The following is a 13,657-nucleotide window of genomic DNA, read 5'->3' on the forward strand; positions in this document are numbered from 1 at the left end:
GGTTGGGGGAGCGGGTGACGGGTGGTGCTCAGGCGGCCTGGGCGGCCGGGGTCCGGTGGTACACGGAGGTCCACACGGCGTTGCGGATCCGTGCGAACTCGGGCGAGAGGCGGATGGCCTCCGTGCGGGGGTACGGCAGGTCGACGTCGACGACCGAATGGATCCGGCCGGGCCGCGCCGCCATCACCACGACACGGCGGGCGAGGTACACGGCCTCGTCGACGTCGTGCGTGATGAACAGGACGGTGCGCCGGTCCCGGCTCCAGGTCTCCAGCAGCTGGTCCTGCAGCTGGACCCGGGTCAGCGCGTCCAGCGCGCCGAAGGGCTCGTCCATCAGGAGCACCTGCGGATCGACCGCGTAGGCGCGGGCGATCGCGCAGCGCTGTTTCATCCCGCCCGACAGGGTCTTGGGCAGCGCGTCGGCGAAGTCGGTGAGGCCGACCAGGTCGATGGCGCGCTCCGCCCGCAGTCTCCGTTCCGCGGAGGGCACGGACGACAGCTTGAGCCCGAACTCGACGTTGCCGCGTACGGTCAGCCAGGGGAAGAGCGCGTACTGCTGGAAGATCACCCCGCGGTCGGGTCCGGGGCCGGTGACGGGCCGCCCGTCGACGAGGACCTCGCCCGAGGTCGGGGTGGCGAGCCCGGCGGCCAGGTTGAGCAGGGTGCTCTTGCCGCACCCGGACGGTCCGACGACGGTGACGAACTCCTCGTCACCGATGTCCAGGGACACCTCGTCCAGAGCGGTGAAGGTGGACTTCTTCAGCGGAAAGGTCCGGGAGACTTTCCGGAAGGAGATCTTGGCGTTCAACGGGTCTCCTGCCAACGGGTGAGGCGGCGTTCGGCGAGCAGCAGCAGCCGGTCCATCAGCAGGCCGAGCAGACCGATGGTGATGAGACCGACGAAGATGGTGGGGAGGTCGTAGTAGAGCTGGGCCGACTGCATCCGGAAGCCGAGGCCTTCCTGCGCGGCGATCAGCTCCGCGGCGACGAGGGTCCCCCAGGCGGAGCCCAGCCCGATCCGCATCCCGACGAGGATGAACGGCGCCGAGGCGGGGACCACCACCTTGAGGAAGATCGTCCCGTCCCGGGCCCCCAGGACCCGTGCCGCGTCGATGAGCGTCCTGTTGACTCCCACGACGCCCTGGAACGCGGCCACGACGCTCGACAGGAACGCCGCCAGGAAGATCACGAACACCTTGGGCACCTCGCCGATGCCCAGCAGCACGATGGCCAGCGGAATCATCGCCAGCGGCGGCACCGTGCGGAAGAACTGGACGTACGGCTCCAGCAGCCCGCGCGCCACCGGGTACCAGCCCATCAGGAAGCCCACGGGAACGGCCAGCAGGGTGCCCAGCGCGAAGCCGGTCAGCACACGCCGCAGGCTGGCCAGCGCGTCGTCGGCCAGCGTGCCGTCCTCGATCAGCTCGCCCGCCCTGCCCGCCACCGCGACCGGTCCGGGAAGCGCCTGCACCCCCAGCGAGGCCAGCCACGCCCACAGGCCGATGCCGGCCACCAGAGCGATCAGGTTCAGTGCGAACGGGGGGACGCGGACGCCCTTGCGCCCGGGCGCGCGGGCGTCGCCCGCGCCGCCCCGTACGGGTTCGGCCCGCTTCAGGGGAGTCTCCGTGGAACTCATGCGGCGTCCTCGGGAAGGTCTTCGCTGCCCGGTTCCGGGTAGCGGGCGAGCAGGGGGGATTCGTGGAGTGCGAGGGCGACCCCGCCGAGGGCGCCGCCCGCCTCGCCGAGCCCGGCGGGCAGCAGCGTCACGCGCCCACGGGCCAGCGGCAGGACGTGTGCGTCGAGTGCCTCCCGTACGGGGGTCAGCAGCGCGTCCTTGGCCTTGGCCAGTTCACCGCCCAGCACGATCACGCCCGGACCGACCGCGTTGGTGACACCCGCGAGCACCACGCCGGTCCGTGTCCCAGCGGCCCGCAGCACCTCGTGCGCCGCCGGGCTGCCGTTCTCGACGGCCCTCAGCAGCGTCGGGACATCGTCCGCCCGGCCGCCCCGCGCGCGGTAGGAAGCGAGGACGGACCCGATCGACGCGATCGTCTCCAGGCACCCCCTGCCCCCGCACTCGCACGGGTCGCCCTCGGGGTCGGCGGTGATGTGACCGAGTTCGCCGGCCAGTCCGTCGGCCCCCCGGTGCAGCGAACCGTTCACGACGAGACCGCCGCCCACCCCGTGTGAAAGCCGCAGGTACAGCACGTCCTGGCTGCCCGCCGCCGCCCCCCAGGTGGATTCCGCGAGGGCCGCGAGCCGGGTGTTGTTGTCCAGCAGGACCGGGGCCCCGAACCGCTTCCCCAGCAGTCCGGCCAGGGCCGCCAAGGGCACCTCGGGCGCGCCCCCTGCCGTCCGCACCGGTCCGACGACGCCGACGCCGACCGCGCCGGTGGTGCCGAGCGAGGACAACCGGAGGGTGCCCCCGGCCAGCGAGGCGACCAGCCGCTCGGCCAGTTCCACCCGCCGCTCCCAGGAGAGCCCCGGCGGATGGGCACGGCTCGCCGAACCGATCACTTCGTGTGCCACGTTGGCGGCGGCGACATGAACGGCCCGCCGGGCGAAATCGATGCCGACGGCCTGGCCGGCGGCGGGGTTGAGCGTGAGGTGCTCCACCGGACGGCCGCGCCGGCGCGGCCCGGGCTCCGCGGCCGCCGCCACGACGGCTCCGCTCGCGACCAGGGTCCCGACTATGTCGTACAGCGTGGTGCGCGACAGTCCGGCCTGGCGTCCGAGCTCGGCCCGGCTCTGGGGTCCGTGCCGGCGCAGCAGACCGAGTACGCGTTCCTCGTGCCCGCGCCTCAGTCGCGAGAGAGGTCCACCGTGTGAGTGCATGGCGCCCAGCATGATGACCGCGCGATTTTTTAGTCAATGACCCGGAAAAATATTCATGTTGCCGCAATGACGGCGGGATCAGGCCGTGCGGACGCAGCGGAAGCCGAGATTCCCCGTGGTGCTGTCAGAGGTGTTGCGGGTGCGGGCGGCCACCCGGTAGCGGTTGCAGTACGAGCGGTGGCACAGGTAGGAGCCGCCCCGCATCACCTTTGCGTCTCCCGCGCCCGGACCGCGCGGATCGCTCCGGCGCCCGGCCGGGTGTGTGGTGCCCCACCAGTCCTGGCACCACTCCCAGACGTTTCCCGCCATGTTGTACAGGCCGAAGCCGTTCGGCTGGTAGGCGTCGACCGGAGCGGTGCCCGCATAGCCGTCCTCGGCGGTGTTCTTCGTGGGGAAGTGCCCTTGCCAGATGTTGCAGCGGTGCTCACCTCCCGGGGTCAGGTCGTCGCCCCACGGATAGCGTGCCTGCTCGAGGCCGCCCCGGGCCGCGTACTCCCATTCGGCCTCGGTCGGCAGCCGTGCTCCGGCCCAACGGCTGTACGCGCGCGCGTCGTTCCAGGAGACGTGCACCACCGGATGGTCCCCGCGGTCCTCGATCCCGCTGCCGGGCCCCTCGGGCGTGTCCCAGCGGGCGCCCTCCACACCGCACCACCACGGGGTGCCCTCCGGACGGCCCGCGCCGCGCCGGAGCGCGGCCGGCAGGAACCCGGCGAAGACGTACGACCAGCCGAAGCGCTCGGCCTCCGTCACGTGGCCGGTGGCCGAGACGAACTCGGCGAAGCGCCGGTTGCTCACCGCGTGGGCGTCGATACGGAAGGCCGGGACCCGCACCTCGCGGACCGGGCCCTCCCCGTCGGCGGGGAACCCCTCGGGGTCCTCGGTGCCCATGAGGAACGACCCGCCCGGCAGCAGCACCATGCCGTCCCCGGCCGCTCCGCCCGGAGCGGGCGGGGAGGGGACCGGTCCCGCCACCCGCCCTGCGCGTCCCGCCGTGGCCACCGGGCCGGTCGCAGCGGTCCCGGACGGGGCGTCAGCCCCCCCGCGACCGGGGGAGCAGCAGCTTTCGGGCGCGATCTCGTTCATGCCGCGATCCTACGAGCATCACGGAGCCCCCTACACCGAAGATCATCTCTGCCCAAACCTCCACCCGGCGTGGCGTGCCTTCCAACGGGTGACGTCTGGCCCCCTGTCACACGATGGGCCCACGACGTCGCTCGAATGCGGCCCTCCCGAGTGGTGCGCCGCCGGATTTCAGCTGACGGTGGATCACGTCGCACCCGTGATCCGATGAGCCGACAACCAGCCGGCCAGCGCGGGCGTGGCGAAAGGACTGTGTACCCATGCGCTCTGCCCGCACCCTGTTCGCATCGGCCGCCGTCACGGCCGTCCTCGCGGTCACCGTTCCCGCCGCATACGCCGTGACCTCGGCGGACGACTGGAACAAGGACAGCGGCTCCTCCGCCAGCAGCAACGACGACCGTGAGAAGCCGGACTCGTGGAAGCACGACAAGCCCGAGGGCGGTGTCCACACGGGTGGCGGTGCGCTCGCCCGTGTGTCGGCCGACGACTGGCAGAAGGACAAGGACAAGGACAAGGACGAGGACAAGGCTGAGGACAAGGAGTCCGGCAGCAACGACGACCGTGAGAAGCCGGACTCGTGGAAGCACGACAAGCCCGAGGGCGGTGTCCACACGGGTGGCGGCGCGCTCGCGGGTCTGTCGGCCGACGACTGGCAGAAGGACAAGGACAAGGACGAGGACAAGGCTGAGGACAAGGAGTCCGGCAGCAACGACGACCGTGAGAAGCCGGACTCGTGGAAGCACGACAAGCCCGAGGGCGGTGTCCACACGGGTGGCGGTGCGCTCGCGGGTCTGTCGGCCGACGACTGGCAGAAGGACAAGGACAAGGACGAGGACAAGGCTGAGGACAAGGAGTCCGGCAGCAACGACGACCGTGAGAAGCCGGACTCGTGGAAGCACGAGAAGCCCGAGGGCGGTGTCCACACGGGTGGTGGCGCGCTCGCGGGTCTGTCGGCCGACGACTGGCAGAAGGACAAGGAGTCCGGTTCCGGCAGTGACACGGACGGCGAGAAGACCTGGAAGCACGAGAAGCCCGAGGGCGGTGTCCACACCGGCGGTGGCGCGATGGCGCTCTCCGGCAGCGGCCTGGCCGCCGGTTCGGTCCTGATGCTCGGCGGGCTCGGTGCCGCCGCGTACAAGCTGCGCCGTCGCAACGCCTCGGGTGCCACTGCCGCCTGACAGGCGTCCCGCACCGCTGAATGAACCGTGGCGTGGCCGCCGTCCTCCCCGGGCGGCGGCCTCGCCGGTTTTCCCGTACAGACCCCGCCCGCACGCGAAAGGCAGCATGAGCATGGCCGCCCCGCAGCCGTCCACCCCAGACTCCGCCTCCCCGGCCATCGGCCGCTCCCTCCTGTGGCCCCTCATCGCGGTAGGGCTGGGCTTCCTCCTCGTCTACAACTCCTTCGACGCGTCGGCCGGGGTCCCGCCGGCCCCCTCCGTGGTGTCCCTCCCCGCGGCCTCCGCTCCTGCCGCGCCCTCCCCGTCGGCCTCCACGTCCGCCGCGCCCTCCGGCCTGCCCCGGTCCGAACCCGAGCGGATCTCGATCAAGTCGATCGCGGTCGACGCCCCGTTCACACCGCTGTCGGTCGGCCCCTCCGGCCAGCTCGACGCGCCGCCGGCGAGCGACCCCAACCTGGCGGGCTGGTTCAAGGACGGTGCCACGCCCGGCGAGCGCGGTACCTCGGTGGTCGCGGGCCACGTCGACACCAAGACCGGCCCCGCCGTGTTCCTGCTGCTCAGCACCCTCAAGGCGGGCAACACGGTGGACATCACCCGTGAGGACGGTGTCGTCGCCACCTTCGAGGTCGACTCGGTCGAGACGTTCAGCAAGGCGGACTTCCCGGATGATCGCGTGTACGCCGACAAAGGCACCGCCCAGCTGAGGCTGATCACCTGCGGCGGCGTCTACGACAAGAAGAAGAAGGACTACGAGGACAACGTGGTGGTGTTCGCCCATCTGGCCTCGGCCAAGAACTCCTGAGGGCGCACTCGGAGCCCGCCCCTGACCGACGGTGGCAAGCCCTGTCCCGGCACGGCCGCCGGACAGACCCCGTCCGGCCTGCAGGCCCGCTCGCGAACCGGGTATTCGCTGGTCGAGCCGATGCGCACGCACCTACCATCCGGCTGTGACCACGACCTCCGCCGACGCGCGGACATCACAGCGACACACGGGCGGTCCGGGGCACGGCAGGACCCCGGACCCCCGCGCGGCCTCCGAGCTCGGACCGCTCGTCGGACACGAGGACGCCGGTACGAGGTATCGGGGGCTCACCCTGCTGTCGGAGCGGGTGGCAGGGCTCCCGGCGGCGGCCGGTGAGGCGGCCGATCTGGCGCGGCTGCTGCCGCGGGACGTTCCCCGGTCCCCGGACGAGTCGCTGCTCCTGGCCCGACTCCACGGACGGCTCGGTATCCACCTCCCGGGCCGGCGGCTGCCCGCCTGGCGTACGGCCCCGCTGGAGCAACGGGTGCGGGTCGCCTGGCTGCGCGCCGAACTCCTCACGAACCCTTCGGTGCTGCGGGACGAACAGCCCGGGGAGCCCCTCTTCCAGGCCGTACGCGCGATCGACGCCCTGGACGCCCCCCGCCCGGACCTGCTGGTGGCCGAACTCGTGGGTACCGGAGTACCCGCCCTCCTCACGGAAGCGGTCCGGCTGGTACGGCAGGGCCTGCACGCAGGTCTGCTCGCTCCCGGTCCCGCCAGGGGCCGTCTGGCGGGGCTCCTCGGCACGCGCCCGGCGCATCCGGCCGTCACGGCCACCGTCCTGGAGGAACTGGCTGAGCCCTGGGCGGCCGTGGACCCGCTGCCCGCGGCCTGGTTCGCACCGCTCCTCGACTCCGCCCAAGCCGGGCCGACAGCGACCGCGGCTCTCGTCGCAGCGGCCCGGCACGGACACGGCGACCTGCTGTCGCGGACCGCGGCGGACCCCGGCATGCCTCCGGCCCTGCGACGCCGGGCCATGGAACTCCTCGGTGACCTGGCGGAACGCGACGACATCGGCGCGCTGCTGGACATCGCGTCCCAGGACCCGCTGCTGCTCGGCGGGCCCACGGTCAGCTGCCTGCGGGGACTCCACCGGCGCGGTCACTTCCCCGAGGCGGCCCGGACGCCGGACGTCGTCGGCCTGGCGCTGGCCGATCACACGATCGACCCCCGTACGGTCGCCACCGTCCTCTACACCTGCCGCCGTCCCATGCTGGAGCTGCTCGTCGACGCCCCCGCCGACGCCCCGGACTGGCCGCGACGGCTCGCCCTGCTCGTCGCCCTGGCCGGGCAGGGAACAGGGGACCTCCCCGTCGGGGAGGCCGTCACCCGCCTGCTCCCCACCGCGCTCCGGCCCGCGCCGTTCCTCGACGCCGTCCGGGAACTACGGCACGCGGATGCCGAGGAGGCCGTGCTCGCCCTGCTGCCCGAAGCCCCGGCGGCAGCCCTCGGCACGCTCGAAGCCATCGGCGGACCCCGCACGGTCGCAGTGCTCACCGAGGCGCTCGGCCCCGACACCGACGGCCGAGGCGTCGCCCCCTATCTCCGCCCCGTACGCCACCGGGCGCTGGAACTCCTCTGGCAGCTCGACACCGACCCGGACCTCCGGCGCCACCTCCTCGCCCGGGTCGACCCCGCCGCGCTGCCTCCGGCCGTGGCCGCCGACCTCGGAGCTCCGGACGAGCGGGAACTCGCCCTGCTGACGGCGGGTCCGGAGCCCGGTGACCCGGTCGCCGCGCTGTGCGCGCTCGCGGCCCACGGCAGCACAGCCGTGCTGCCCGCCGTCACCGGACTGCTGCTGCGGGTCGTGAGCGAACTGGCGGCGTCCTGGGAGGCGGTGGAGACGGACCCGGAAGCGGTCCGGGCCGAGGAACCCGTGGTCCCCCAGGAGATCGTGGACGCCGTACGCGCTCTGGGCGGCCGGCTGCACGGGCGGCGCAGGATCAGGCCCGTCCACCTGCTCGGAGCCCGGGACGCGCAGGAGGCGGGGGACGCGCTGCTGGCCGGGACCGTACTGGACCTGCTGGACCGGCCGGATCTGCCGGCCCGTCAGCAGTCGATCCTCCTCGAAGTCCTCCGGCGCGCACCGTCCGCGGACGCCCGCCCGCGTGTCCACCGGCTGCTGCGCCACCGTGACCCCCACGTACGCAAACAGGTGATCGCGCTTCTGGCGCACGGCACGGCGGGCGAGGACGCCCAGGCGCTGTCGGCGACGCTCATCGCGTTGACCAGGGCCGACGACATCCAGACCGTCCGGCAGGCGCTGCTGGCCCTCGGCCACGCCGAGGCCCGCTGGGCGTGGCCGGCGATCACCGCTCTGCTCGGCCACCCCACCATGAACATCAGGAAGACCGCCGCCTCGGCCCTGCTGCGCGCCGGGACGCCCGCCGCGGTGCCCGCCCTCCTGCGGGCACTCGGCCGCACCGACAACCCGGGGCAGCGCACCGGGCTCGTCGCCGCGCTCCGGGCGGTGCTGGGTGACGCCTGCACGGCGACGGTCCTCGCCGCCGCCGAACACTCCCAGGACCCGGGTGAGCGCACGCTGCTGCTGCGGGGCCTCTCCGGAACCCTCGCCTCCCGCACGGTCCTCGCTCTGGCCGACCAGGACTCCCCGGTCGTGCCCGGCCTGATCGCCGCGGTCGCTGACCAGAGGATCCGTCTCGGGGAGGGGTCCGCCGCCGATCTCGCGGAGCTGTCGGCCGCGCACGGGATCGCGACACAGGCCCTCCCGTCCGACGCTGAATCCCGTGCCGCCACGCTGGTCGGCCACGGCTGGGACGACAGGGCCGCCCTGTCCGTGACGGACGCCCCGGGCGATGTGCCGGAATCCCTCCTGGGGAAGCTGCGCCCGATGCTGGCGGACTGGCTCCATCTGGCCCGGTCCCTGCCACAGTGCGACCGGGACAGGGTCCTGGGCTTCGTCCTGCGGATGTGCCCCGCACCGTGGACGGCCGGCGAGCTGGCCCTCTTCGCGCGTTCGGCCCAGGTCCTGGTGGAGGGGCTCGCGCACGAGACGGTGCGCCGGGCGCGCCTCCTCTCCCTGATCCAGGCCGTGGTGCCCGGGCTGCCCGGCCCGGAACGCATGGCGGTCGCCGATGCCGTACGGGCCCTGCCACCCCCGCAGCACGTGTGGGCGCTGCGGCTGCTCCGCGCCTGCGACGCCGTCCCGGTCAGAGCCGATCTGGACCGGGCCCTGGCGGCGGCCCGCCTCGGAGCCGACGCCCCGGACGCCGGGACGGCCGTCCTGCACGAGGCGTTCGGTACGCCGGTCCCGCACTCGCCGGAAGCCGAGACCTGGAGGTCCGCGCTGCGCGCGGCCCTCCGTACGCGCGACGCGCTGGAGAAGTTCCGGCTCGACGGCCACCCGTGTCCGCCGGACTCGCGGCAGGGGCTCGCGGCCCTCATGGCCGTCTTCCCCGAAGCCGGCGACGACGGCGTGCGTTCCCTGCTCCTCGACCGGATGACGGACCTCCAGCCCCTCGACGTGCCACCGTGGACCCTCGCGGAGAAGGCGGGCCCCGCTCCGGAAGCCGTCCGCGACGGCGATCTCGACCAGCCACGCTCCGCCGCTCAGTACGTCCGGCTGCTGGGCATGCTGGACGCGCCCGAGGCCGGCCGGAGAGCGGGAGCCGCCCGCCGGCTCCTGGACTGGCCGGAGCCGGAGCCGGCCCGCGCGGTCCTCGACGCGTACCTGCGGGGCCGTATCCCCCTGCCGTCAGGAGCACGCCTGGCCCGGACACTGGCCACGGTCGATCCGGCGGAGCTGGACAGCGGGCAGATCATCCCGGACAGGGTCGTCCGTCTGGCCGGGCGCCTCGGGCCCTGGGACGTCGTGCCCCTGATCCCGTTGCTGCTCGGATGGTGGGAGCACGGGCCCGCGGACCTTCGGACCGAAGCCGCCCGGACTCTGCGCACGGCGCCCGCGGATGTGCTGGCGGACCGTCTGCGCCCCCGGCTCGACGCGGGCGCGTGGGGCTTCCTGGACCTGCTGGCCGGCCTGCGGATCCTGGGCTCCACGGACATGAGGCGCGTCCGGGAGCGGCTGCGTGCGGAGGGGCGTGACGACCTCGCCGACGGACTCCTCCTGGACACAGGGCCGGATCCCGCGCCCCGGGCCGCTCCTCCTGCCGGTGCGGTCCACCGCCCCGGGCGGCCGGAGCTGCTCCGCCTCGCCCGTACGGGAGGCCCGGAGCAGATCCGCAGGGCCCTCGCGCGCCTCGCGGAGGAGCACGGCGGGCGGGGCCCGGACAGCGACCCCGCTCTCAGGGAGGTCATCGGTGAACTGCTGGTCCATCCCCGTCCCAGGGTGCGCCTGCACGCGCACAGGATCTCGCGCACCATGCTGGACCGGCCGGCCCATCTGCTCCACACCGCCGTCCTGCTCGACGACCCGCAGCCCGACATCAGCCGCATGGCGATCAGAACGCTCTGCCGCGCAGCCTGGGAACCCGCCGTCCCCGCGCTGGTCGCCCTGCTCGACCACACGCACCCGACGGTCCGCGAAGAGGCGGCCGAGGGGCTGCTGCTCATGGGCCCAGCCGCGGTTCCCGCACTGAGGCACGCCGCCGCCCGGGCCCGGCCCGACAGGCGCTCCCGCTACACCGGTCTCCTCGACCGGCTCACCGCGTCCGACGCCGGGCGGCAGGCGCCGTGATCCCTCAGCCCGCGCCCTCCCGGTCCGCCACGGCGACCTGGTGCAACGTGCGGCCGGTACGGGCCGAGCGGGCGTGGTACGGATCGGGGGTGCCCGGGCGATCGTGCACGGCCTGCCGGTCGTTCGCCTTGATCAGCAGCCAGGCCTCCGGACCCCGGGTCCCGTCCTCGTCGTCGATGTGGAAGCGGGTGAGCGCGAACTCGCCGTGCAGTTTGGCCCCGTCGAGCCAGAAGGTCGCGTGCCCGTTCTCCAGGGACTCGGCGAACGGGACGGGGGCGCCCGCCAGGTCGTGGCTGGTCGGACGGTAGACGCCCTGGTCCCACACGATCACTGTGCCGCTGCCCTGCTCGTCCTGCGGGATGACGCCCTCGAACTCGCGGTACTCCAGCGGGTGGTCGTCCGTCGGCACGGCCAGGCGTTTGTCGCTGGGATTGTCCGACGGACCGCGTGGAACCGCCCAGGACTTCAGAACGCCGTCCACCTCGAGCCGGAAGTCGAAATGCATGCGCCGGGCGTCGTGGATCTGCACCACGAAACGCCGTGTGCTCTCGCTGTCCACGACTGGTCCTTCCGCCGGTGCGGTCGGACGGTGCGTGCCCGCCGGGCCGAGTCCGCGCGAGTCCCGCACAGCCCCTGCCTCCACTGTGCCGCCGTCGGGGGCGGACCGCACGACGACGGCACGGGCCCACGCCGGGAGACGGGTCGGCCGGTCCACCACCCGCAGCTCCGTGGCCGCCGGGTCCAGGGTGCGTACCGCGGCGTGTGCGGCTCCCCCCGCCGGCACGAGGCGGGAACGGCTTGCGGCTTCGGGCACCGGCAGGGCGGGACCGTCCAGCTCGCCAGGGCCAGGACCAAAGCGACGGGACGGGCTGCTTCGGTACGGATGCGCATGGGTTGTCCGTTCCCCGGCGTGAGGACTTCCATCCGTACCGGCCCGGTCCGGGCCAGATCCTTGACGGGGCCTCGAACCGCTGCCTTAAATCAAGTGTTGAAAGATTCGCGTGGGGTGAACGCGTCCCGTGTTCACCTCTCGGCGCGTATCTGTCATGTGCATGACCGTCGGTTCCTTCGCGGAACCGGCGCCCCCCACAGGAGTGTCATCCCCCCACCCCGAAATGATGTGATGACCGTGGCTTCCCCTCACCATCACGTGCGCCGTCCTTCACGCAGGCGCCGCAGGACGCTGTACACCGCCCTCTCGCTGCTCTGCTGCTCCGTGGCATTGACCGCGCTCCCCGCCGGAGCCTCGGCCGCACCCGACCCCCACACGGCTGCGTCCTCCACGGCTTCCCGGGCGGCGCAGGCCGTGGCCTTCGCCGACGAGTTCGACGGACCCGCGGGGTCCGCCGTCGACGGCGGCAAGTGGCTGACCGAGACCGGCGACAACGTCGACAACCACGAACGGCAGTACTACACGGGGGGCAACGACAACGCCGCCCTCGACGGCCAGGGCAACCTCGTCATCACCGCCCGCAAGGAGAACCCTGGCAACTACCAGTGCTGGTACGGGACATGCGAGTACACCTCGTCCCGCCTCAACACCTCGGGCAAGTTCACCGCGACGTACGGGCACGTCGAGAGCAGGATGAAGATCCCGCGCGGGCAGGGCATATGGCCCGCCTTCTGGATGCTCGGGGCCGACATCGGCAGCGTCGGCTGGCCCAACAGCGGTGAGATCGACATCATGGAGAACGTCGGATTCGAACCGGGCACCGTCCACGGCACCCTGCACGGGCCCGGCTACTCCGGCTCGGGGGGCATCGGGGCCGGCTACACCCTCCCGGGCGGTGCTGCCTTCGCCGACGACTTCCACACCTTCGCCGTGGACTGGGCCCCCGACTCGATCACCTGGTCCGTCGACGGAACCGTCTACCAGCGGAGGACACCCGCGGACCTCAACGGCAACGCCTGGGTGTTCGACAAGCCGTTCTTCCTGATCCTCAACCTCGCCGTCGGAGGCTACTGGCCGGGCGACCCGGACGGCAGCACGGCCTTCCCGCAAGAACTCGTCGTGGACTACGTCCGCGTGACCACGAGCGACTGAGTACGGGCGACCCGCTACGGGCCGGGCCGGCGGCCACCACCGCCGGCCCGGCCGGCCGACGTAGCATGATGCGCATGGAGCAGCGCACACTCGGCAGGACCGGCCGTGACGTATCGGTCGTAGGACAGGGCACCTGGCAGCTGGGTGGCGACTGGGGTGAGGTGCGGGAGGCCGACGCCTTCGGTGTCCTCGACGCCGCCGTCGAGTCGGGGGTCACCTTCTTCGACACCGCCGACGTGTACGGCGACGGCCGCAGCGAGCAGCTCATCGGCCGCTATCTGAAGGACAGGCCCGACGCGGACGTCTTCGTGGCGACGAAGATGGGCCGCCGCGCCGACCAAGTGCCCGAGAACTACGTCCTGGACAACTTCCGCACCTGGAACGACCGCTCGCGCGCCAACCTCGGCGTCGACACCCTCGACCTCGTGCAGCTGCACTGCCCGCCCACGGCCGTCTACTCGTCGGACGCCGTGTACGACGCCCTCGACACGCTCGTCGCCGAACAGCGCGTCGCCGCCTACGCCGTGAGCGTCGAGACGTGCGCCGAGGCACTCACGGCCATCGCCAGGCCCGGCGTGGCGAGTGTCCAGATCATCCTGAACCCGTTCCGCCTGAAGCCCCTCGAAGAGGTCCTCCCGGCCGCCGTCGAGGCGGGGGTCGGCATCATCGCGCGCGTTCCGCTCGCCTCTGGCCTGCTCTCCGGCAGGTACACCGCGGACACGGTCTTCGCTCCGGAGGACCACCGCGCGTACAACCGCCACGGCGAGGCCTTCGACCAGGGCGAGACGTTCTCCGGCATCGACTACGCGACCGGCGTGGCAGCCGCCGCGGAGTTCGCCCGGCTCGCCCCCGAAGGCGCCACCCCGGCCGGGACCGCGCTGCGCTGGATCATCCAGCAGCCCGGTGTCACCAGCGTCATCCCCGGCGCGCGTTCCGTCGAGCAGGCCCGCGCCAACGCGTCCGCCGCCGCGCTCCCGCCGCTTCCTCGGCGCACCCTGGACGCGGTGAGCGACCTGTACGACCGCCGGATCCGCGCCGAGGTCCACCCCCGCTGGTGAGCCGCGG

The 13,657-nt window shown here is 73.0% G+C and carries 10 protein-coding genes; 5 read left to right on the top strand and 5 right to left on the bottom strand.

The window, feature by feature from the left end:
- Positions 1–28: 28 nt before the first annotated feature.
- The 4 genes from LWJ43_RS29925 to LWJ43_RS29940 all read right to left on the bottom strand — a co-directional run bounded on the left by LWJ43_RS29925 (position 29) and on the right by LWJ43_RS29940 (position 3,917).
- Complete coding sequence (locus LWJ43_RS29925; RefSeq protein WP_277335289.1) at positions 29–808, bottom strand: ABC transporter ATP-binding protein; 780 nt, start codon at positions 806–808, stop codon at positions 29–31.
- Positions 805–1,635: an ABC transporter permease gene (locus LWJ43_RS29930; RefSeq protein ID WP_277335290.1), complete on the bottom strand. Its 831-nt coding sequence runs from the start codon at positions 1,633–1,635 to the stop codon at positions 805–807. The genes LWJ43_RS29925 and LWJ43_RS29930 overlap by 4 nt, the downstream gene beginning before the upstream one ends.
- Entirely contained in the window at positions 1,632–2,846 is a 1,215-nt protein-coding gene (locus tag LWJ43_RS29935; protein WP_277335291.1) for an ROK family protein, read from the bottom strand. Before LWJ43_RS29935 ends, LWJ43_RS29930 begins: the two co-directional genes overlap by 4 nt.
- A 66-nt stretch (positions 2,847–2,912) precedes the next feature.
- A complete protein-coding gene (locus LWJ43_RS29940; protein WP_277335292.1) occupies positions 2,913–3,917 on the bottom strand; it encodes a formylglycine-generating enzyme family protein in 1,005 nt (334 codons plus the stop codon).
- A gap of 257 nt (positions 3,918–4,174) precedes the next feature.
- On the opposite strand from LWJ43_RS29940, the gene LWJ43_RS29945 reads away from it, so the two are divergent.
- From LWJ43_RS29945 to LWJ43_RS29955, 3 genes are all read left to right on the top strand, one after another.
- Positions 4,175–5,092 carry a hypothetical protein gene (locus LWJ43_RS29945; protein ID WP_277335293.1) on the top strand — a complete coding sequence of 306 codons (918 nt, stop codon included), beginning with the start codon at positions 4,175–4,177 and terminating at the stop codon, positions 5,090–5,092.
- A 112-nt stretch (positions 5,093–5,204) separates the two neighbouring features.
- Complete coding sequence (locus LWJ43_RS29950; protein ID WP_277335294.1) at positions 5,205–5,894, top strand: class F sortase; 690 nt, start codon at positions 5,205–5,207, stop codon at positions 5,892–5,894.
- 145 nt (positions 5,895–6,039) lie between these two features.
- Complete coding sequence (locus LWJ43_RS29955; RefSeq protein ID WP_277335295.1) at positions 6,040–10,548, top strand: HEAT repeat domain-containing protein; 4,509 nt, start codon at positions 6,040–6,042, stop codon at positions 10,546–10,548.
- 4 nt (positions 10,549–10,552) lie between these two features.
- Here LWJ43_RS29955 and LWJ43_RS29960 read toward each other — a convergent pair whose 3' ends face one another.
- Entirely contained in the window at positions 10,553–11,176 is a 624-nt protein-coding gene (locus LWJ43_RS29960; protein ID WP_462100961.1) for a DNA polymerase ligase N-terminal domain-containing protein, read from the bottom strand.
- Between the two features lie 495 nt (positions 11,177–11,671).
- On the opposite strand from LWJ43_RS29960, the gene LWJ43_RS29965 reads away from it, so the two are divergent.
- A complete protein-coding gene (locus LWJ43_RS29965) occupies positions 11,672–12,592 on the top strand; it encodes a glycoside hydrolase family 16 protein (RefSeq protein WP_277335296.1) in 921 nt (306 codons plus the stop codon).
- A gap of 65 nt (positions 12,593–12,657) precedes the next feature.
- A complete protein-coding gene (locus LWJ43_RS29970; protein WP_277335297.1) occupies positions 12,658–13,650 on the top strand; it encodes an aldo/keto reductase in 993 nt (330 codons plus the stop codon).
- The last annotated feature ends 7 nt before the right edge of the window (positions 13,651–13,657 follow it).

The organism is Streptomyces sp. JH34, assembly GCF_029428875.1.
GTDB lineage: Bacteria > Actinomycetota > Actinomycetes > Streptomycetales > Streptomycetaceae > Streptomyces.